Annotated in this window: 19 protein-coding genes and 1 pseudogene; 7 read left to right on the top strand and 13 right to left on the bottom strand. The window is 69.1% G+C overall.

What is annotated here, in order from left to right; translation table 11 throughout:
• Positions 1–181: 181 nt before the first annotated feature.
• Positions 182–1981: a flavin-containing monooxygenase gene (locus tag AMK22_RS10440; RefSeq protein ID WP_073783699.1), complete on the bottom strand. Its 1800-nt coding sequence runs from the start codon at positions 1979–1981 to the stop codon at positions 182–184.
• A 236-nt stretch (positions 1982–2217) separates the two neighbouring features.
• On the opposite strand from AMK22_RS10440, the gene AMK22_RS10445 reads away from it, so the two are divergent.
• Positions 2218–3228 (top strand): SMP-30/gluconolactonase/LRE family protein, encoded by a 1011-nt coding sequence (locus AMK22_RS10445; protein WP_073784029.1) that lies wholly within the window; start codon positions 2218–2220, stop codon positions 3226–3228.
• Between the two features lie 12 nt (positions 3229–3240).
• Here the strand turns inward: AMK22_RS10445 and AMK22_RS10450 are convergent, their stop codons facing one another.
• From AMK22_RS10450 to AMK22_RS10475, 6 genes are all read right to left on the bottom strand, one after another.
• The gene (locus tag AMK22_RS10450; protein ID WP_073783701.1) at positions 3241–3822 is read right to left on the bottom strand and encodes a helix-turn-helix domain-containing protein; all 582 of its coding nucleotides are present in this window, start codon (positions 3820–3822) and stop codon (positions 3241–3243) included.
• Positions 3823–4198: 376 nt separating this feature from the next.
• Positions 4199–5554, bottom strand: a complete 1356-nt coding sequence (locus AMK22_RS10455) for a DUF3100 domain-containing protein (RefSeq protein WP_073783703.1) — start codon at positions 5552–5554, stop codon at positions 4199–4201.
• A complete protein-coding gene (locus AMK22_RS10460; protein ID WP_073783704.1) occupies positions 5551–6777 on the bottom strand; it encodes an amidohydrolase in 1227 nt (408 codons plus the stop codon). Before AMK22_RS10460 ends, AMK22_RS10455 begins: the two co-directional genes overlap by 4 nt.
• Positions 6778–6786: 9 nt before the next feature.
• Positions 6787–8343, bottom strand: a complete 1557-nt coding sequence (locus AMK22_RS10465) for an aldehyde dehydrogenase family protein (protein WP_073783706.1) — start codon at positions 8341–8343, stop codon at positions 6787–6789.
• A complete protein-coding gene (locus AMK22_RS10470; protein WP_073783709.1) occupies positions 8340–9227 on the bottom strand; it encodes an NAD(P)-dependent oxidoreductase in 888 nt (295 codons plus the stop codon). Before AMK22_RS10470 ends, AMK22_RS10465 begins: the two co-directional genes overlap by 4 nt.
• Before the next feature lie 361 nt (positions 9228–9588).
• Positions 9589–10464 (bottom strand): MurR/RpiR family transcriptional regulator, encoded by an 876-nt coding sequence (locus tag AMK22_RS10475; protein ID WP_073783711.1) that lies wholly within the window; start codon positions 10462–10464, stop codon positions 9589–9591.
• 446 nt (positions 10465–10910) lie between these two features.
• Between AMK22_RS10475 and AMK22_RS10480 the strand changes: the two genes are divergently transcribed.
• From AMK22_RS10480 to AMK22_RS39985, 4 genes are all read left to right on the top strand, one after another.
• On the top strand, positions 10911–11705 hold the full coding sequence (locus tag AMK22_RS10480; RefSeq protein WP_242433910.1) for an alpha/beta fold hydrolase: 795 nt from the start codon (positions 10911–10913) through the stop codon (positions 11703–11705).
• A 46-nt stretch (positions 11706–11751) separates the two neighbouring features.
• Complete coding sequence (locus AMK22_RS38240; protein WP_107430526.1) at positions 11752–11949, top strand: transposase; 198 nt, start codon at positions 11752–11754, stop codon at positions 11947–11949.
• A 267-nt stretch (positions 11950–12216) separates the two neighbouring features.
• Complete coding sequence (locus AMK22_RS10485) at positions 12217–12759, top strand: MOSC domain-containing protein (protein WP_073783715.1); 543 nt, start codon at positions 12217–12219, stop codon at positions 12757–12759.
• Positions 12760–12812: 53 nt separating this feature from the next.
• Complete coding sequence (locus tag AMK22_RS39985; protein WP_073783717.1) at positions 12813–13709, top strand: transposase family protein; 897 nt, start codon at positions 12813–12815, stop codon at positions 13707–13709.
• Here AMK22_RS39985 and AMK22_RS42265 read toward each other — a convergent pair.
• The 5 genes and pseudogenes from AMK22_RS42265 to AMK22_RS10520 form a co-directional block, all read right to left on the bottom strand.
• A pseudogene (locus AMK22_RS42265) lies at positions 13675–13761 on the bottom strand (adenylyltransferase/cytidyltransferase family protein); the annotation flags it as partial. The gene AMK22_RS39985 and the pseudogene AMK22_RS42265 overlap by 35 nt on opposite strands.
• A 447-nt stretch (positions 13762–14208) precedes the next feature.
• Entirely contained in the window at positions 14209–15654 is a 1446-nt protein-coding gene (locus tag AMK22_RS10505) for an NF041680 family putative transposase (protein ID WP_073783721.1), read from the bottom strand.
• A gap of 194 nt (positions 15655–15848) precedes the next feature.
• Complete coding sequence (locus AMK22_RS10510) at positions 15849–16199, bottom strand: hypothetical protein (protein ID WP_073783723.1); 351 nt, start codon at positions 16197–16199, stop codon at positions 15849–15851.
• A 101-nt stretch (positions 16200–16300) separates the two neighbouring features.
• A complete protein-coding gene (locus AMK22_RS10515) occupies positions 16301–17197 on the bottom strand; it encodes an aminoglycoside phosphotransferase family protein (RefSeq protein WP_073783725.1) in 897 nt (298 codons plus the stop codon).
• Between the two features lie 75 nt (positions 17198–17272).
• Entirely contained in the window at positions 17273–17653 is a 381-nt protein-coding gene (locus AMK22_RS10520) for a hypothetical protein (protein WP_073783727.1), read from the bottom strand.
• 791 nt (positions 17654–18444) lie between these two features.
• Here AMK22_RS10520 and AMK22_RS10530 point away from each other — a divergent pair.
• Positions 18445–19083 (top strand): DUF998 domain-containing protein, encoded by a 639-nt coding sequence (locus AMK22_RS10530; RefSeq protein WP_158072035.1) that lies wholly within the window; start codon positions 18445–18447, stop codon positions 19081–19083.
• 823 nt (positions 19084–19906) lie between these two features.
• On the opposite strand, the gene AMK22_RS10535 is transcribed toward AMK22_RS10530, so the two are convergent.
• Positions 19907–20155, bottom strand: coding sequence for a MerR family DNA-binding protein (locus AMK22_RS10535; protein WP_079186047.1), 249 nt, complete (start codon positions 20153–20155; stop codon positions 19907–19909).
• 22 nt (positions 20156–20177) lie between these two features.
• Here AMK22_RS10535 and AMK22_RS10540 point away from each other — a divergent pair, with 22 nt between their 5' ends.
• Entirely contained in the window at positions 20178–20486 is a 309-nt protein-coding gene (locus AMK22_RS10540) for a hypothetical protein (protein WP_199883182.1), read from the top strand.
• The last annotated feature ends 6 nt before the right edge of the window (positions 20487–20492 follow it).

Consider the following 20492-nt stretch of genomic DNA (forward strand, 5'->3'; position numbering starts at 1 on the left):
GTCCACCCGGCCCACCCGGCCCACCCGGCCAGGACGCCCGGCGTTCCAGTCGCCGGAACACAGCGGCGAACTCCGCGTCGGGCCGCGCATCGACCTGACCGCGCCGTTCCTGCTGTCCTGGGCCGTGGTGCCGTACACGCCGGCGGCCGGGCGGGGCTCGACCTCGTGCACCGTGCCGGTGTCAGGCTTCCCGAGAGGCTCTGGGCCGGAGGGCCTCGGCCATGGACTCCTCACGCCATCGCTTCAGCAGCTCGTGGAAGGCGAAGGCACCGTGAGGGTAGGCGGTCGGGCCGTTCGGCCTGCCGCGGCCTTCGCCGTTGTAGTAGCCGGGGGTGCACTCGGCGTGGAACCACTCGTGATCGGGTGCGTCCTCGGCCAGGGTTGCGCGCCAGGCGTCCTCGGCCTCGTGCGACGGCTCGATGAGGGCGTCCTGGGCTTCGGCAGCTGCGATGAGAGCAGCTGCGTGCACGGCTTGCTCGTCCAGGATGTGCGTGAAGTTGACGCTGCTGGCGTTCTGCAGGGATCCCATCTGAATCAGGTTGGGGAAGCCGCTGCTGGTGAAGCCGTGCAAGGTGTGGGGTCCGTGCTGCGCCCACGCATCCCGCAGCTGGACACCGTCCCGGCCATGGGCGGGGAGCTTGCCCGAGTGGATGCCCGAGACTCCGACGGAGAAGCCGGTGGCGAAGATCAGGCAGTCGAGTTCGTATGTGGTGTCGCCGACCACGACGCCGTTCTCGGTGACGCGCTCGATGCCGTGTGTGTCCGCGGTGTCGATCAGGGTGACGTTGTCCCGGTTGAACGCGGGGTAGTAGAGGTCGGAGAAGGTGGGACGCTTGCACGCGTACCGGTACCACGGCTTGAGTTTCTCCGCAGTGTCCTGGTCGGCGACGATCTGCTCGACCCGGGCGCGCAGCTCGTTCATCTTCGCAGCGTCGGCGGCCTCGTAGGCGCTCTCGAAGGACTCTCGGTCGCCGCAGCGACGGAAACTCGGCAGAAGCTTCTCCAGAAGACCTGCCGACGAGGTCCAGCCGTCCGCGACGAGATCCCGTTCGGCCTCCTCGCCCGACACGATGCGCAGAAAGTTGTCGCGGCGTTCACGTGCCCAGCCTTCGTGGTCGGCACTCACGTCCGCGGCAGTGGTGGGGCGGTTGTCCCGCACGTCGACGCTGGAGGGCGTGCGCTGGAAGACGTACACGTGTCCCGCGTCCTCGGCCAGCATCGGTATGACCTGGACACCGGTTGCGCCGGTGCCGACGACGCCCACTCGCTTGTCCGAAAGACGGGTCAGCCCGCCGTCCGGACCGCCGCCGGTGTAGGCATAGTCCCACCGCGACGTATGGAGCGTATGACCCCTGAAGTCCTCGATGCCGGGAATCCTGGGAAGCTTCGGCTCGGAAAGGGTTCCGGTGGAGGTCACGACATACGTGGCCCGGAAGGCATCGCCCCGATCAGTGGTGACGATCCACTTCTCGGACGCTTCGTCCCACCGCAGCGAGGTGGCCGCGGTGGAGAACAGGGCGTCCGGGTAGAGGTCGAAGTGCTGGGCGACACGCATCGCGTGGCGGCGGATCTCCTCGCCAGGGGCGTACTTCCACTCCGGTACATACCCCGTCTCGTCGAGCAGCGGCAGGTATACGTGCGACTCGATGTCGCAGTGGATCCCCGGATACCGATTCCAGTACCAGGTACCCCCGAAGTCGCCGCCCTTCTCGATGATCCGGACGCGTTCCACACCCTGTTGCCGTATACGCGCCCCTGCGAGGAGGCCACCGAATCCGCCACCGACAACGGCGACATCGACGGCGTCATGCACCGGTTCGCGCTCGGCCGCCTCTCCCACGTACGGATCGACGCCGTAGTGGCCGAACTCGGCGTCGGTGCCGCGGTACTGACGGGCTCCGTCGGGGCGTACGCGCCGTTCACGCTCGATGCGGTAGCGCTGCCTCAGCTCAGTGGGGGTCGGTTCTTGCGGGGGTGCCATGCGGGGCCTCAATCGTGTCGTTCTGCGGGCTGCGGCCGGGCCGCATGCGCAGCCAACTGCCGTGACAGTCATGGTCGTTCGTGCGGTCGTGAGTTACGGTAGCAATAACCGGACAGTGTTGTCCGGTTGGGTTGTGGATGTGCGGGCGACCATGCACGGCATGGCCGCGGCCGGCTGCGCTCCGCGCCCCGCCCGACAGCGACCTCCGCACACAACGGACAGAAAGAGTGGCCTCCATGCGACGCCTGAACCGTGCCCTCGCCCTGCTCGCCGCAATGGGCACGCTGGCCCTCACCGGGTGCGGCACGGAAACGGGAGGCCCGCGCGCAGCCTCGACGACCGCAGACCGAACCATCCATGCACACAAAGTCATGAAACTGACGACACCGCACGAACAGACAGGCATGACCCTCCTGGAGGGCCCCACCTTCGACCAGGACGGAAGTCTGCTCGTCGTCGATGTCACCGCCCCCGAGGGTGCGCCGAAGCTGCTGCGCGTCAACGTCGACAAGAAAACGTGGCGACCGCTCTTGAGGGCTGGTCAAGGGGCATACACATCAGCGCAGTTCAGTCCGCACGACGGGCGAATCTATTTGACGGACTACGCTCACGGAAAGATCGTGAGCCTGGCTCCCGACGGAAGCGATCCACGGATCTTCTTTTCCGGGAAGGTCGACGGAGTACATATGAAGCCGGACGACATCGCATTCGACAAGGAGGGTGATCTGTACATCAGCGACTCACTCGGTATGTCCGAGGGCAAGGCGCGCGGGCGTATCGTACGAATCGACCGTGACGGCAAGAAGACCGCCGTAGTGGCCGACGGACTGGCCTCGCCGAACGGAATCTCGTTCGACGTGGACCATCGCGGGCTGTGGATCAGCGAACTCACGCAGAACCGCATCTCCTACCTGAGCCTTGACGACCACGGATCGGTGGCTTCCCGGCACACTGCTGTCCGCGTCGACGGCGGGATCGCCCAGACGGACTCCATCGCCGTGGATGCCGACGGCAACATCTACCAGGCGCTGCACGGACGACCTGCGATGGTTGTCTACGACCAGTACGGTGAGCACTTGGCGACGGTCGAGATTCCAGGCCGCGTCAAAGGCCTCACGTCGGCGACGAACGTGGCGATCAAGCCCGGCACGACCACGGCGTACATGACCGTCAGCGGACCCGCCGGAGGGTATCTGTACACCTTCGACGCGTTGGCGAAGGGGATCCGGCAGTCCAACGGCGGCTGACGGTCCCGCGCCTCACTCGGCGAACGGTCGCACCGGCCCCACCTCGATGTCGAGCAGCCGCCAGGCAGCGAGCGCCCTGCGCTCCCGCTCTTCACGAGAAGGGCCGGTGGCCGCACCGGAGACCATGGCGACAGCCAGCATGAGGTCGTTCGCGGCACCCAGCCGATGGCCCTTCGGCAGGAGATCCCGCAAGACGCGCTCAACGCGTTCGGACAGCACGCGAAGGCTGGAGCGGCCACCTTCCTCATCCGGGTGGTGCAGGAGGCTGATGAAGGCCGCCGACTCCGTTATGTGCCATGTCAGCACGCCCAGGGCTGCGGCGAAAGTAGCGTCCTCGACGGCGGCTGCTTGCTCGACCTGCCGAACGTTCTCCCCCAGAACTGCGGACGCCACAGCAGCCCGGTCGGGAAAGTGCCGGTACAGGACGCCTTGCCCTACTCCGGCCCGGCGGGCAATCGCGGACAGGGGGGCGTCCAGGCCGAACTCCGCATAGATCTCCCGGGCAGCGGCGGCCAAGGCGGCCCGGTTGCAAGCGGCAGCCTTCGGCCCCTGATTCGCTCGCCGCCGCTCGTCCGACATGGGTTGCTGCGTCACTCCGAAAGGATACCGGGCCGGAGAAGCGGGACAGCGGCCTCATGAAGCCCGGGGATGTAGTGCTGTCGCGCGGACCGTCCGGCATGGCGCCGGCGCATCGTCCGGGCCGGTTCCGGCACAGCCGCCGAAGGCCCCATCGGGCCGGCGCCGACACCGATCACGTCGACGCCGGCCCGGACCGACACACGCGCCGTCGCCCGCCCGATGCCACCCCGGCCCCGGTCACCACGGCGAGCGGCTCCGCCGGGTCGAACGCGTTCCCGCTTCCCTCTCCATCCGCGGCGCACCGTGATCGTGCGGTCGGTCTCGGCCGGGAAGCAGGCGGCGCCGGTGGCGGAGCCGTCGCGCGGTCATGCCCGCGGTGTGGAGGGGGGAATCAGCCCCACGCACCGAGGGTGAACTCGGCGATCAGCACCGAGAGCAGGAACGAAGCGGTGATCGCGACGAGCCCGACCGGGACGATCTTCCAGCCGATGCGGCGCAGCAACGGCAGATCCTTGCCCAGCGACAGTCCCGCGAGGGTCAGCATGATCGTGGCGATGGACAGGAAGTCCACCGAGCCGACCAGGCTGTTGAGGCTGCCGGAGGCGAAGAACCACGGGCTGGACACGTACGCGCCCACCGTGGTGATCCACACGATGGCGGAGATCTTCCGGCTGACCTTGGCGAGGAACAGACCGAGCAGCACCAGGCCCAGCAGCACGGCGTAGCCGCCGATGATGTTCCAGCTGATCGCGCCGGCCGCGACCGAGGCGGTGCCGAGGCCTAGCACCGTCAGGACGCCGAGCGACAGCCAGAGCGGGATCCTGATCTCGCCCGAGGCGGCGGCGACTTCCTCCCGGAAGGCGCGGTTCGCGGCGGCGGCGTCGTCCGTCGGGGCGTCGGCGGCGTCGGGCGTCGTCGTCTCCGGCGTGCGGGTGTCCTGACGGCGGGTGAGGACGCGGTAGAACCGGTCCGCCAGCGGCAGTGCCACGTAGATACCCACGTAGACGCCGAGGATGGTGGTGATGAGGTTCGACACCGCCGCCATGCCGAGGATGGCCTCCTCGTGCCCCGGGTACGCGGCCACGATGCTGGCCGAGGACGCGGCCATCATCGATCCCGAGCCGACGCCGGCGCCCATGGCGAGGGCCAGTGGGTCGAAGATGTTCCAGTTCGCCACCAGCGAGGTCAGGAGCGTGATGAACACCGCTCCGAACATCGTGCCGAACACATACATGGCCAGGACGCCACGGTACTGGTCGGAGTCCGGCCCGTACTTCTCCGAGACCATCGCGAAGGACGGCTCGCGGTCCAGCGAGAAGGTGGCTCCGACCGTGGCCTTGCCCAGGCGCAGTGCGACGGCGAGCGGCAGGGCGAGGGCCACCGTGCCCAGCAGATGGCCGATCTCCTGGAGCAGCAGCGCGGGCCCGGCCTTGACGAGCGTCGGCAGGCTGGGGCCGATGTTGAAGGCGAGCCGGGCGACCAGGAGCATCACCGCCACGCCGACGAGCGCGGACGCCACTTTCTGGAGACGGATGCCGAGGGGCCGCACCTTCTGGAGCGACACCACCAGGCCCAGGATCAGGCCCCACACCATGGGGAAGACGATGACGGAGCCGACGCCCAGGTCGATCTCGAGCTGCCCGAGGGCCTGCACGACCAGGGCGATGACCAGGGCGAGGGCGGCGATCGGCAGGGTCTGACGCGACCCGGCGACGCGGTCCTTGGCCGCGGCGGTGAGGTTGCTCATCTCGCCACCGCCTCCTGACGGACGTCACGGCGGTAGGCCGCGGCGATGAATCGGGGCCGGTGCTCGGCATGGCCCGCCGCGTCGACGACGGTCCAGGCGAGCGCACGGGCCGCCTCGAACATCATGTCGTACGCCAGGGGTGTGTCGGCGACGGCCGCGAAGGCGTGGGAGTGGATGGGCGCGTCGGCTCCCGGAATGCTCAGCCATGGATGCAGGCTGGGGATGACCTGGCTGACGTTGCCCATGTCGGTCGAACCGCCGGCGAGCCGGCCGCCGGAGGTGACGTCCCGCCCGAAGGCAGCCATGGCCGACGTCCAGAAGCCCGCCAGCGCGTCGTCCTGCACGAGCGGCTCGTAGAGCGGCTCGGTGGCCTCGACGGTCAGCTCGGCGCCGGTCGCCAGGGCCGCGCCCTCGAAACACCGCCGGACACGCTCCAGCAGCGCCTCGTACTCGGGCAGGGTGAACGCCCGGCACTCGAAGTCGATGACGGCCCGCTCGGGGATGATGTTGGTGGCGACGCCGCCTTCGGAGACGAACAGCGCCACCCGCTGGTCGCCCGGCAGCTGCTGGCGCAGCAGGCCGACGGCCACCTGGGAGAGCGTGGCGGCGTCGGCGGCGTTCACTCCCTGGTGGGGTGCGGCCGCGGCGTGCGCCGCACGTCCCCGGAACACGGCTCGGTACCGGCCGACCGCCTGCGCGGTGCTCCCTGCGGGGTTGTAGCCGACCCCGTCCTGTACCGGGTGGACCATCAGGGCCAGGCCCACCCCGTCGAACGCGCCGGCCTCCAGCAGCAGCGCCTTGCCGCCGCCGTGCTCCTCGGCCGGGGTGCCTATCGCCTTCAGCGTGATGCCGAGTTCGTCGACGTAAGGGGCCAGGGCCAGCGCGGCGGCAACCGAGGCGCCGGCGATGAGGTTGTGGCCGCAGGCGTGGCCGACCTCGGGCAGCGCGTCGTACTCGACGCAGAGCGCGACCGTCAGTTCGCCGCTGCCCGCGGTGGCGGTGAACGCGGTCGGCAGGCCGCCCGTGCCGCGCTCGACCGTGAACCCGCCCTCGGTGAGCAGCTCGGTGATCGCCGCGGCGGACTCGGTCTCCTGGAAGGCGATTTCGGGACGCGCGTGCAGGGCGCGTGCCAGCTCGAGCACGCGGTCCTGCCAGTCCGACACGCCCGTGGAGGTGTCGGACTTGAGCCGGCTGTCGGAGCCGGCGGGATTCTTCGTGGCCACGGGTGCCTCCTAGTAGCTCAGTGAGGGGAACGGGGCGCCGGCGGCCCGGGTGGGCGTCCAGACGGCCTTGGTCTGCGTGTATTCGTCCAGCACTCCGGGACCGGAGGAGCGGCCGTGTCCGGAGTCCCCGAAGCCGCCGAAGGGCACCGCGACGTGGATGGTCTTGTAGGCGTTGATCCAGAAGGTGCCGGATTTCACGGCGCGCGCGACGTGGTGGGCGCGGGCGACGTCCTGGGTCCAGACCGCCCCGGCCAGGCCGAAGTTCGTGGCGTTGGCGCGGGCGATGGCCTCCGCCTCGGTGTCGAAGGCGTCGGCGCCGACCACCGGTCCGAATACCTCGGTGGTCTCCAGCGGGTTGGCGGGCGTGACCCCGTCCAGCAGGGTGGGCAGCACCCAGTGTCCGCTCGCCAGCGCCGAGTCGGTGAGCCGGTCGGGCAGCTGTGTGCCGGTCACCCGGCGGGCGCCGCCCGCGAGCCCGGCCTCGATCAGCGAGGTGACCGTGCCGAACTGGGGCCGGGTGATGATGGGGCCGACCTCGGTGGTGGGGTCGAGGGGGTCCCCCAGTCGCAGCCGGGACGCTCGCTCGGCCACGCGTGCGATGAACTCCGCGTGCACGGAACGCTCCACGAGCAGCCTGGAGCCGGCCACGCACGACTGGCCCGCTCCGGAGAAGACGGCCGACACGGCGCCGTCGGCCGCGCGGTCCAGGTCGGCATCGGCGAAGACGATGTTGGCGCTCTTGCCGCCGAGTTCGAGGACGGTCGGGATGCCGGCGCCCGCGGCGGCGACCGCCACCCGACGGCCGGTGGCGACCGAGCCGATGAAGGACACCTTGCCGACCCGGGAGTCGGAGGTGAGGGCGGCGCCGACGGTGGCGCCGAGGCCGGTGGCGACGTTGAACACGCCCTCCGGCAGCCCCGCCCGGTGGGCCAGCTGGGCCAGCCGCAGTGTGGAGGCCGGGGTGAATTCGCTGGGCTTGACGACGACGGCGTTGCCGGCCGCGAGCGGTGCGGCCGAGTTCCAGCCGCCCGTGAACAGGGGCGCGTTCCACGGGGTGACGGCCACCACGACGCCCCAGGGGACCCGCTCGGTGTAGGTGTGCCAGTTGCCCGGGACGGGGATCGTGTGGCCCAGCAGCTTGTCCGCCCAGCCCGCGTAGTAGCCGAACATCTCGGCGACCTTGGCGGCCTCGGCGCGGGTGTCGCGGACGGGCTTGCCCGTGGTGGCGGATTCGAGGAGGGCGAGTTCCTCGGTGTGCTCGCCGATGGTCCGGGAGACTTCACGCAGGATCGCGGCCCGTTCGAACGGGTCGGTCGCGGCCCAGACCTCGGCCCCGCGGACGGCGGAGGCCAGCACGGAGTCGGCCCCTTCGGCCCCGGCGTCGGCGTAGTCGGCGAAGCCCTCTCCGGTCGCGGCGGCGGTGAGGTGCACGGTCTCGCCGCGGCCGGTGACGACCCGACCGTCGACGAACGAGCCCAGGCCCTGCGGGAAAGCGGCGTCGAGAGCGGCGCGGGCAGTGACGGCGCCGGACGTGCTCAGGTTCGTCGGGAAGGTGGTGGTGCTCATGCTGCGGTGGCTCCTTCGGAGGTGAGGGAGGGGGCTACTGTGCGGGCGATCTCGGTGAAGTCGGCGCCGGGGCCGAGCGCGGCCAGGGCCTCCTGCCAGACGCGGCTGGCGGCGGCCAGCAGCTGCGGGGTCTCACCGCGCTGCCCGGCGGTCTCCACGGCGAGTGCGGCGTCCCGGGCCATGAGCCCCAGGGCGAAACCGGAGTCGAAGGTGCCGGTGAGCACCCAGTCCGGGTACATGGCCGCGGACGCCTTGCTGGCGCCGGACGCGCCGCTGATGCCCGCCGCGGCGGCGGAGGGATCGACGCCGTACGCCTTCGCCACGGCGAGGGCCTCGCCGACCGCGACCAGGTTGACCGCCGCAAGGGCGTTGTTGAGGAGCTTGACCACGTTTCCGGAGCCGGGGGCGCCGAGGTGGCGGTACTGGCCGCCGGTGAGTGCGTCCAGGACGGGCCGGGCCGCGTCGAGCGCGTCGGGGCCGGCACCGACGAACGCGGCGAGCCGACCATCGGCCGCGCCGTCACGGCCGCCCGAGACGGGTGCGTCCACGAAGGCCGCGCCCTTGTCCGCCGCCAGGGCCGCGCACTCGGCGGACGTGCCCGGCTCCGACGTCGTGGTGTCGACGATGGCGAGCGTGCCCGGCCGCGCCAGCAGAGCGCGCACGGTCGCCTCGACCACGCGGGCCGAGGGCAGCGACAGGACCACATAGGGCGTGCCGGCCAACTGGTCGAGGTCCTCGACGACCTCCACACCCGCCTTCGCGGCGGCGGACCGGGCAGCGGGCGCCGGATCGAATCCGCGCACCTGCCACCCCGCCCGCAGCAGGGCGGTAGCCATGGCACCGCCCATCGAGCCGAGGCCGACGACGGCGATGTGCTTGCTCATCAGTGCTCCTGTCATGAGGGGACGTGTGTACGGACACGGGCGAGGCCGGGGGGACGGGCCTCGCCGGCCCGGGGGGAAGGACGGTGTTCAGATGGGCCGCGGCGAACCTTGGGAAAGGGCGGCCGGGGCGGGCCCGTCGGCGCGGTCGGCGCTCATACACGGGCAGTGAAGGGGGTGTGTCGAAAGGCGCGCAGGCCACCGGCACTCCGAAGGCGGCGCCGGTCGGGCGGCGAGGGAGCGTGTGCGGTACGGCGACGACAGCCGGTGGGGCGCGCCGCCCGATAGGGGCCGTGCTGCGGGGCGTCGCCGACCGCGCGGACCGGATCGGACGGTCCACGCGATGCGACGGGGGGAGAGCGGTTCAGTCGAGGTAGACGTCCAGGTCCTTCCAGAGTTGCTGGGTGCGGCGGATTGCGGCACGGCTGCGCTCGGGTCGAGCCGTCTGCATGCCGGCGAGGAGTCCGTAGACCACCGAGGTGGCGGCCGTGACGGACTGGAAGAAGGAGATGCCCTCCGACGGCACGATGAGCAGATGGTGGGCGATGGAGGTGGCGAGCCGACCGCGCCGCATGTCGGTGATCGCCACTACCGTGGCGCCCGCCGCACGGGCCGCGTCGGCTGCGACGATGATCTGTTTCGTCGACCGCCACATGTTGACGACCACGAGCACGTCACCCGGACCGAGGCAGTTGACGGCGGTCGCCAGATGGACGCCGGCCCGGTGCTCCAGCGTGATGGGGTAGCCCATGGTGGAACCGAGGTGCGCCATGACACTGGCCGGACCGGCGAAGGAGCCGACCCCGACCACCAGGATCGACCGGGCCGAGGCCAGCGTGGCGATGGCCGCCTCCGCGTCGGTGGCGGAGTTGCTCTCCAGGGTCTGGCGCAGGTTCTCGATGTCGTGCGTGAGCGCGTCGTGCAGCGGGCTGCGGTGCTCGCCGTGTTCGGTCAGGGTCTCCTCGGTGGAGATGTGCACCAAGTAGCGGGCCCGCAATTCGCGTTGCAGATCCGGCCAGCCGCGGTAGCCCAGCGTCTGGGCTGCGCGCACCACCGTCGAACTGTTCACGTCCGCCCGCTCGGCGATCTCCGCGATCTCCGCGTACGAGGCCAGCTGCGGATTGCGGACGATGACGTCGACGACCCGGGCCTGAGCCTTGGACAGCGGCACATCGGGCAGGGCGTCGCCCAGCCACTGGCTGTCGCGGTCGGCGAGGTCGTGGTTCTGCAATGCGGACACAGGTCTTGCTCCCGGTACGAAACGCAGCGCGCTGCAAGCTTGATTGCAGAACCGTACATCGCAATTTCATTTGCAGGAAGCCCCCTGCGCTCCGGCCAGGTGAATCCGCGCATCGAGGTGCCGGTGCGGGGCGCCCGCCGGGTCGTGTGTTCAAAGTGCCTTCGCACGGCAGGCAGCACTTCGAAGACACGGCCCGGGGCAGGCGGGGGAAGACGGTGCAGGCCCGGCAGCCCGCAGGCGCGGCAACATGAGACCGGCCGGGGCGGCAACGGCCGATGCGGGATGTCGCTCCGATGCCTCGCCGAAGTCACCCGGTTGGATGCCGTTGCCGGGCCCGTTCGGTCCACCGCGTGAACGCTGAGGTGCCGTAGGCCCCCGTCGAGAGCGAGGTCGACATGACAACACCCGCGATACACGGCTCACCGCTCCGAAGCAGAACACTGCGCGTGGCGACGGCAGGGTGCGCGGTCACCGCCCTGTGCGCGCTCAGCACAGCCCCGGTAGCAGCGAACGGTGATGCGAACGCCGCCAAGCCGACCGTCGTCCTGGTCCACGGCGCCTTCGCGGACAGCTCCAGCTGGAACGGGGTGATCGAGCGGCTGCAGCGTCGCGGTTACACCGTGATGGCCCCAGCCAACCCGCTGCGCGGCCTGTACAGCGATTCCGCGTACACGGCCTCCGTCCTCAAGACGATCAAAGGCCCGATCGTGCTGGCCGGCCACTCCTACGGCGGTGCCGTCATCAGTACTGCCGCGGCGGGAAACCCCCAGGTCAAATCCCTGATCTACATCAACGCGCTGATGCCCGACGTCGGTGAGAGCGGTATGTCGCTGTCGGCCCGCTTCCCCAGCGCCCTGGGCACCGCCACGAACTCCGTGCCGTATCGGACGGCCGACACCGCCGGCACCGACCTGTACCTCAAGCGGGACAAGGTCCACCCGGTCTTCGCCAACTGCCTGCCGGAGAGCCGGGCGAACCTGTTGGGTGTCACCCAGCGTCCGGCGGCCACGACCGCGTTCTCGGAGACGGCCAAGGTCGCGGCCTGGAAGGAGATTCCGTCCTGGGCCCTGGTGGGACGGCAGGACATGACCATCAACCCGCAGCAGGAGCGCTTCGAGGCCGAACGGGCCCACTCCCACACGCAGGAGATCGACTCCTGCCACGTGTCTCTCATCGCCCGCCCCGACGCCGTGGCCGGCCTGATCCTCCAGGGTGCCACCGCGGCCGCAGGCGGCTCCTGACATCGAACCGGTCTTCCTGCCCACTTACGGCTCGTGGCTGAACTGGATGGAGTACGAATTCGCCGCCCTGCGCCACCTCGCCCTCAATGGAACCGACCACCGCAGCCACAACGCGCAGAACGCCGCCATCGCCGCCATCGCCGCCTGCATCCGCCGACGCGATGCCAGGCCCCCACCGAAGGCTCCTTTTGCCACCGACTCCCCGATCCTCCGGGAATGGACCGCACACCCCTCAGCGGCGTGAACCCTCCCCAAGGGCTGCCCCGCGATTGATCGCAGGGTGCTGTGCCCTGAGAACCGCGGGCTGGTGCTGTGGCCGGAATGGTTTGCTGGGAAGCTCGCGGCGTCCGGTGCGGTGCATCGCAAGGCGGAGGATCGCCCTCGTACGGGACGTACTCGGGTGATGCGACAACGCGGCGAGGTACCGTGCCGGGCGTCGCGAGCCGGTGAACCCTTCCGGTCGCAGCACTAGGCTCTTGGCGAATCATCGCTACCGAACGGGGGACGCGGAATGAGCGGGACGGTAACGGCAGTCAGCAGCAACGGCGAGTACTCGTTCACCAAGCCCAACCGGAGCAGCATCCTGTTGCTCGCCGGGCTCGGCGTAGAGGGAGACGTACACGCTGGCGTCACGGTCAAGCACCGCTCGCGTGTCGCGCAGGACCCCACCCAGCCGAACCTGCGCCAGGTCCACCTCATTCACGAGGAGCTCTTCACCGAAGTCGGCGAAGAGGGATTCAACGTGGCGCCCGGCGAACTCGGCGAAAACATCACTACCAGCGGCATCGACCTGCTCGGCCTGCCCGTCGGGACACTGCTGCGCATCGGCGACGAGGCGATCGTGGAGGTCACCGGCCTGCGTAACCCCTGCCTGCAGATCGACAACTTCCAGGACGGACTGCTGAAGAAGGTTGTCGGCCGTGACAAGGCCGGGAACATCGTGCGTAAGGCCGGAATCATGAGCGTCGTCCAGGTGGGCGGCGTAGTGCGTCCCGGCGACACGATCACAGCGGAGCTCCCGGAAGAGCCTCATCGGCCCCTCGACCGGGTCTGACCTCCTTCGCGAGCAGGTCGTGACGTGTCGATGGCCGCGCGGGTTCTTGTGGTGTGAACATCGAGCAGGCCCGCGCGACCATGGCTCATCATGCCTTCTGCGGTATCTCGCGCCAACATCTCGGCGAGTTGGTCGGAGGGCTCGCGCAGCACTGGGAAGCACGCTGCGAGTCCGGACGCGACGAGCGGCGTGGTGGTGCCCGGAAACGCGAGGCTGGAGCTGGCCCGAAGCACGAACTGGTCTTCATCGACCGGGTGTTGGCGACACTGGTCCATCTGCGGACCGGGCTGACGCATGCAGCGCTGGGCGTGATCTATGAGGTGGGCTCCTCCACCATCGGCCGGGCGATCAGCGAGGTCCGACCGATGCTGGCCACGCGCGGGTTCGCCGTGCCGAACCGGCCTGGCATCCGGCCGCGCACGCTGGAGGACGTATTCGCCTATGCCGACGCTGAGGGCGTGACCTTGCGCATCGATGGCATGGAGACCCAAGTTCGCCGCCCGAAGGTGGGCCGCCCCGGGAGGAGGGCGTTCATCTCCGGCGAGCGCAAGCAGAACACCATCAAAACGACCACGATCAGCGACGACCAGGGCCGGACCCTGTGGTCCGGTGCCGAGCGGCCCGGCCGGTTGCACGACCAGACAGCCGTGCGGACCGAGGGCATCGCGGAGCAGTTCCGCCAGTATCCGCAGGTCAAGGCCGAGGTCGACGAGGGCTACCGGGACCTGGCCAACGAGTTCCCCGGCCAGATCTCGTCCCCGCCCAGGAGGCCGAAGGACATCGACAGCGCGCGTGACGTTGCTCAGGTCAGTTGCTGTCGCGCGGAGCCGGTCCAGCCGTTCGGTGAATGGGGAATCGGCCGGTCTTGCTCAAATCGAACATCACGCAGACGACGACCTCGTCGAACAGGAGGGCGGCGCGGCGGAGAACGTCCTGGTGCCCTTGAGTGACCGGGTCGAAGGATCCTGGGAAGAGGGCTCGCGTGATCGGAAAGAATAACAAGCGGCCGGGCCCCGGTAGTGAAGTGCCAGGGCAGCCAAACCACCAAGATCAAGCGTGACGGGGAGAACGTCTGGCGAGACGGGACAACCGCAACGTCACACGTGGATTACGGCCACGTGGTACACGCTCTTGGTTCGGAGAAACTTGCGTCAGATGCTCGCTCTTTTGACCTGCCCCGGCCCAACGGGCACGGCTTGCCGATATCCGCGACAACTTGATCGCCCGAATCGTCGAAGCCGGGACGGAAGGCTGGCTCTGCGAGGTCGAAGTTCTCCAGGTCGGCCCGGCCGGCGCCGAGGAGAAGCTCCGCCGGCTCGATCGGGGCCACGGGCAGCAGACGGCCGTGGACCTTGGTATCCCCACCACGCGTGGTGGTCGAGGAACCCACGAAGGTGGGCTGTCGCACGGCCCTCAACCAAGATCGAGAACAAGTTCAAAGCTTGTTCTTTATGGTCCGAGTCGGTTTCGTTCAGTAATGCTTCCTGGTCTCCTCACGGTCTTGCCCACGTCGTAGTGGGTGGTGGGTTGCCGGTTCTTCGAGCCAAGCGGCCTTCCAGGGCCTGGAGCTGAAGGTTTGGGCGCACGTGCCGGGCAGAGCAAGTGCGGGCGGAGGTTCCTGAACCCCCGGCGGACTCGGGCCGGGGTGAGGCGGCCGGGCTCGGCCGGCTTCTCCCACGGCCGTCTCAGGTCGGTGGCCGCCTGGCGGAGGAGGCGGAGTTGGGTGTGGGCAGCGATGACGATCCAGGTCCAGCGTTCACCAGCCTCGGGGGTGCGGAGTTTCGGCCGGGTCCAGCCGAGGGTCTGCTTCATCAGCCGGAAGGTGTGCTCCAGGTCGAAGCGTCTCAAGAATGCCTGCCAGCGCACGTCGATGTCCTCGCTGTTCAGGGCGGTGGCCGACGACCACAGCCAGACCGGCAGGGGATCTCCACCGCCGGGAAGGCGGTCGACCTGGAGGCGGATCAGCGTGCCCTCGATGACGGGGAGTTCACCGGTGTGGTCGATCCAGGCGGAGCGGGTGGTCAGCCTCGGGTGGATGCGGTCCCAAGCCATCGCGCGGGCGGTGCCGTACCGGTCGGTGACCTGGACGGTGGCCGCGTCCGGCTCGCCCCAGGTCTCCGGCTTGGCGAAGCGGAACTCCTTGCCGTGCTTCGGCGGGCGCCCGCCCTGCGGCGGGGAGATCCAGGGCACCGGGACCGGCTTGCGCATCACCCGGTCCGTGCGCATCCGTCCGAGGACCTCGACCGGCAGGCCGTCGAGGAGGTGGGCCATGCGCGGGGCGTCGTAGCCGGCGTCGAAGACGACCAGGATGTCGTGGTCGCCGACGTGCCAGCGGCCCATCTCGATCAAGTCGGTGACCACCCGGCGGACCTGGACGGCGGTGATCTCGGCTACGTCGTCGGCGGGTCCGAGACGCACGGCGTCCAGGAGTTGGCACCAGGACGTCCGGCCCGATTCGAGAGCGGCGACGAACGAGTACGGCCAGCCGGGTATGAACTGGTCCGAGGCCCGTCCGCTGCGGCCGTAGACGTGGCAGAACAAACGCTCCGCGCTGGTCGGGGCGTCGGGACGGAGCCAGTTGCTGACGTCGACCGCTAGGACCAGGCGCCCGTCGGCGGCCTGCGGCATAGGCAGGCCCGCCAGCACCTGCCGCAGCCGGGGCACATCCACACTCCCGCGGTTCAGGGCGTCGTACAGAGCACCGTGCCCGCGCCGGTGCTCAGCCACCAGCGTCAGGTCCACCGGCGTCCTCACCGGCCCGTCCGCACACAGCAACGCGTCGGCGAGCTCGAACAGCTCGTCCCCCCGCGCGGTCAGGCAGTCGAATAAGTCCTCCCGGAAGCGTGACGCTTTCGCGAACGCCTCCCCGGGACTGGCATCAGGCAGCAGACTCACCTACACAGCCTTCGTCTTGATCGGTGCACCTTGGTCGGAGCACATGATCAGACGAAGGCCGCCTCAGCGTCCGGCGAATACCCAGGTCAGTGACCCAGTTCGAGGATCATTTCGACGAACAGGCCCACATCCCAGGCCGACACGCTGTCTTGTCTTCGCTGAGGTCTGGGAACGACGCCGTCGAGTGTGAGTGATCAGTCTCCCTGAGACCAGGCGGCCCTCGGCAGCGACAGGTAGACACCGAAATCGACGAGCCCGGTTGCGGCGCGGATGTCCGCGTGCAGCGCATCCACGCGCTCTTGGCGGTTGGCTTCCCTGCTGGTGGACCACTTCGACTTGATCTCGATCACCACCGTCAGGCCGCTACGGTCCAGCGGGCTCAGCGGCCGGAAGCGGATCTCGACATCCCCGGGTTGCAGCTCGCCGTCGTACGGCTCCTCGGGGCACTCCACAGCCAGGGACACCAGGTGTGGCAGCACCGAGCCGAGTTCACGTAGCTGGGACTCAGGGACCGTGGGCGCATAGGTCACTTCGACAAGCGGCATCCTCGACACCCTAGACGGAGACCAGGCCAAACTGGCAGCCAGAGAAGACCCTGATCACTCTACAAAAGCCGAAAGGTTAAAGGACAAGCAAAGAGAGTGCGTCAAACGCCCTTCAGAACACGATCAAGTGCCGCCCGGCCCGCAGGTCCCCAGTTCGGCTTGCCGCCGGGAAGGCCCCGATCTCCGTTCTGCCCCATGAGCATCAGGAAGAGGCTCTTCATAGCGGCCAGCCCGCGGGCGCGCCGGATCGCCGCCTCGTCTGCATGCGCGTACATGTCGAAGAACCGTGATGCCGTGCCCGCGGGTAGCAGCACCCATGCGGCGGCGAGGTCCCACGCCGGATCGCCGGCGAACATGCAACCGAAGTCGACGATGCCCGAGAGCGTTCCGTCCGAGACGACGACGTTCGCGGGATGGAGGTCGCCGTGCACCCACACCAGCGGGCCCTCCCACGCGTGGGCCGCAACGGCATCGTCCCAGACGGCCCGGACGTCGGCAGCGATGTCGTCGGGGGCAACGGCCTGGAAGAAGTTCTCGAAGTCGTCCGTGCAGTTCCTGGGATGGGCACCGCGGTCCGTAGCGATCGGCGCCTCGGCCGGCGCCTCCACATGGAGCGCTTGGAGGAAGCCTGCCAGCGTGTCGGCCGCGTGGGCGCCGCGGCTGATCGAGCCGTGGTCCAGCGGCTCGCCGGGAACCCACGTCATCACGGTCCAGTGCTTGGGGAAGCGCTCGGACGGTTCGCCGAGCCGCACCGGGGTCGGCACCGGGAGCGGCAGGCGCGGGGCCAGCACGGGTAGCCACCGCCGCTCGTTGAGCTGGAGCTCCGGGGTGGGATCCATACGCTGCATGCGCACGGCCAACTCGTCCCCGAGGCGCCACATTTGGTTGCCCCAGCCGCCCGCCACCTCGCGGATGGCCAGCCCTGCAAGGTCTGGATGTTGCTCCTGCAGCAGGTCGCGGACCAGGTCTGCGGTGATCTCGATCTCGGTATCGGTCATGCTAAGTCACAGTACCGAGGCGACAGGCGAAGCGGCTCTCGCTCTCCGGATCATCTCGCCGTGATTCCTCTGGCATCACCGGTTCGGCTTCAGAGAACTGCAGCTCAGAGGCTTTGGGACGGACCGGCCCCAAAGTTCGGAGAAGCCTGCATCCGATGCCCGGTTCTCCAGATCGACCACCGTCAACCGCTTGAGCCAGGGATCGTCCTGGGCGGCGAAGCCGAGCACCTGGCCGCCGCCGTGGAACCAGAGCATCACCGGCAGCGGTCCCTGCGCGGTTGCGGGCCGCAGCAGGCGGACCGGCACTTCGGGGCCGACCGCCCGGCCGACGCGGTGCTCCTCCGTGGTGACCGACGGGTCGTCGGGCTCGCTTTCGGCGATCGACTCGGCCTGGGCGCGATACGCCGCGCGCGTCGCGGGGATGTCGGTGAGGTCGGACCCGCCGTTGAACGTCATGGGGACGCCATCGAGCGCCCAGACGGCCGCGCGTACGCAGGGACAGGACGGAGTTGCGGCAGGCGGCGGCGATCCCCACGGCATCGACCGACACGTGGGCGCCGCCCCGGGTGAGGGTCTTCACCGCCTCCGTGGGCTCGTCCGTCGACTGCCCTGTCGGTCACGACTGCCCTGTCGGTCATGTCCAGCAGGCCCGCGGCACGCAGCTCGGCCGGCGGTACCTCGTGCAGCTGCGGCCAGACACCGGCCTCGGTCCGGTCCCGCAGCCGACGCCAGGCCGTCACACCGCTGCACCGACCTGTTCGGCCGGAACTTCCCGCCGGCTCACGCTCTTGCACCGCACGTAAACGATGCCCCGCAACGCGGCCCGGTCATCCGCCGACAACCATCCGGGATACCGAGGCCGCCGAGGCGGACGAGCAGGCAACAACAGGGCCACACGTTCCCACAGGTCGTCAGGCACGAGATCAGCAGACGCCCAACAGATCCTGCCGACACAACACCCAACTTCCGAGACCCACAACAAACTTCATTCTGAAACGATCAGTGAGTGCCCATATCGTGGGCAACGCGTGTGGCGCCACATGTGATGGGACTCGGTTCGTGGGGTCGTGAGCCTTGCCCGGAGAACTCCTGTACCCGGCCGCAGTAGGGTCTGCACCACCCTGTTCCAGGGGGCTTGTCGGAGTGCCTGACTCCAGCACCGCATGATCGGCTGTCCGCACGGGATTCATGTGGCGGAAGGAGGACGAGTGAGAGTCCGGATCGGGTACTCGGCATGGATCGTGGGCGTGGTGCAGTTCTTCGTCATCCACGGGATTGCCGAGTCTGCTTGGGCGAGACCATATAGCTGGGCTCGGAACAACATCAGCGACTTGGGCAACGCTCACTGCGCTCTGCAGTCAGACCCTGAACCGCGGTATATCTGTTCCCCCGAGCACGGTCTGATGAATGTTTCGTTCGTCGTCCTGGGAGTGCTGCTCGTTGTTGGCGCCGCGCTGACCGGTGGTGTCCTTTGGCGCAGGAGCCGGGCGGCTGTTGTGGCCCGGCTTCTGGTCGCCAGTGCTGGCATGGGATTTGTGTTGGCTGGGCTGGCTCCTGCGGACGTCAACGAGAACCAGCATGTCCTGGGTGCCCTCTTCATCATGGCAGCGGGCAATATCGGTCTCGTCGTGGCGGGGTTCGGCCTGGGAGAACAAGTTCCAGCCCCCCTGCGGTCGGGCACCAGCCTGCTGGGAGTCACAGCGATCACGGCCTTCGGGCTGTTTCTCTCCCACCACTACCTCGGTCTCGGGATGGGAGGTATGGAACGGGTCGCCGCTTTTCCTCTCCTGTTCTGGGCGCTGGCTGTCAGCGTTCGTGGCCTCACCCGTTGGGCAGGTCATATGCGGGAGGCGGTGCCGGCAGAGCGTCTCAGCCGCGCTGGTTGAGAGCCATGGTCAAGTACCGGTGGGCCAATACTGCAATCACAGTTATGGGATGTGGCCTCGTCGTTTGTAGTGGCTGTAGCGGGTGCGGGTTCGGCTGAGTCGTCTCCACCATGACCAGTGCAGGTGGTGGGTAGGGGCGAGGTGTTGTGGGTGGAGGAGAAGTCCGAAGTTCGGTGTCGGACGACCTGTGGGAGCGGATCGAGTCCCTGCTGCCGACCAGGTTCGCGCGGGGCTGGGGCCGGGGTCACCAGCGGCGGCCACCTGCTCGGGCGGGACTCCGATGCCGTGGCCCAGTCCCTTCAGTCCCTGCGGGAGAACCTCGACGCCCCTCCCTGGAGACGGGCGGGATCGGCGCGGGCTTCACCTTGACGTGGGCGGCCTGGCGCACGGGGGCCGCCCAGGAGGGCCACGGCCCTCGTGGCGGATCCGGCGGGCGCGGTGACGGCCGCCCCTCGGCAGTGCGTGGTCCGCTGCGTCGCGGGCCTGGTGCTCGCGTGCGTCGGCTCCACCAGCCACTTCGCGCGGCCGTGGCCCAAGTCGGGGAGCTGAGGCTCCCGCGTCCAACTGAAGCGGTTGTCGGGGCCTCCGCACTTTCGGAGGGCTTACAGGCATCCCGATCGCCGGGGCGCCCACCCGGCCCGACGGCCCTGCCCCGGGCCGTGGCCCACAGTCCGCGGCGGGGATGGAGACACAACGGTGAACCCAACCCGACGTAACGTCGTGGGTACGGCCGTGGCTGCTCATTGCTGACCGTTTCAAAATGCGGGCGAGCGTTGGAGCATTGGTGCTTCGGCAGTTGCGTGGCCGTCGGGCGCGTCTGCGGTCAGGGTGCTGCGTCGGTGGTGTCGAGCAGTACGCACTGATCGAAGTTCATGCAGCCGCACTCCAAACAGTCCGCGACTGCCTGCCGCAGGGCCTGGGTCTGGGCGATGTGCAGGTCGAGCTCGGGCAGCTTGCGCGTGGCCATGTCCCGCCACTGACGGGTGGCGGATGGTATGGCGTCGTCGGCCAGCAGCTGCGTGATCTCGGCAAGGGTGAACCCGGCCCGCTGCGCCATCCTGTCCTTCGCCATCACGGACACCGCCCTTCCTTCCTTGACCGGCTTCGCTTTCGCCGGACTCGTCTATGGCCCCTACTCCGCACTCTCCCTCACCCTGATCCAGCACCATGCACGCGCCGAATCGCTCACCACGGTCCTGGCTGCGCGCAGCGCCGTACTCCTGACGGCTTCCCCCCTCGGAGCGGGGCTCGGCGGTTTTCTCCTCGACCGGGCCAGTGCCCCCGCCGTCCTCATCGGCTGCGGTGCACTGATGATCGTCATCGTCCCCACCGGCACCGTGGTGCTGAAGCTCGCTGCAGGTCACCGACGAAACCGTCGGCCCTCACACGCCCCGACCGGGTGAGAAGGA

The organism is Streptomyces sp. CB01580 (genome assembly GCF_001905795.1).
In the GTDB taxonomy this organism is placed as follows: domain Bacteria; phylum Actinomycetota; class Actinomycetes; order Streptomycetales; family Streptomycetaceae; genus Streptomyces.

Coding starts and splice junctions, on each gene's coding strand:
- AMK22_RS10510 (WP_073783723.1), bottom strand. CDS start 16,199: ATGCCGCTTGTCGAAGTGACCTATGCGCCCACGGTCCCTGAGTCCCAG.
- AMK22_RS10445 (WP_073784029.1), top strand. CDS start 2,218: ATGCGACGCCTGAACCGTGCCCTCGCCCTGCTCGCCGCAATGGGCACG.
- AMK22_RS10515 (WP_073783725.1), bottom strand. CDS start 17,197: ATGACCGATACCGAGATCGAGATCACCGCAGACCTGGTCCGCGACCTG.
- AMK22_RS10440 (WP_073783699.1), bottom strand. CDS start 1,981: ATGGCACCCCCGCAAGAACCGACCCCCACTGAGCTGAGGCAGCGCTAC.
- AMK22_RS10535 (WP_079186047.1), bottom strand. CDS start 20,155: ATGGCGAAGGACAGGATGGCGCAGCGGGCCGGGTTCACCCTTGCCGAG.
- AMK22_RS10470 (WP_073783709.1), bottom strand. CDS start 9,227: ATGAGCAAGCACATCGCCGTCGTCGGCCTCGGCTCGATGGGCGGTGCC.
- AMK22_RS10455 (WP_073783703.1), bottom strand. CDS start 5,554: ATGAGCAACCTCACCGCCGCGGCCAAGGACCGCGTCGCCGGGTCGCGT.
- AMK22_RS10465 (WP_073783706.1), bottom strand. CDS start 8,343: ATGAGCACCACCACCTTCCCGACGAACCTGAGCACGTCCGGCGCCGTC.
- AMK22_RS38240 (WP_107430526.1), top strand. CDS start 11,752: ATGGAGTACGAATTCGCCGCCCTGCGCCACCTCGCCCTCAATGGAACC.
- AMK22_RS10520 (WP_073783727.1), bottom strand. CDS start 17,653: ATGACGTTCAACGGCGGGTCCGACCTCACCGACATCCCCGCGACGCGC.
- AMK22_RS10485 (WP_073783715.1), top strand. CDS start 12,217: ATGAGCGGGACGGTAACGGCAGTCAGCAGCAACGGCGAGTACTCGTTC.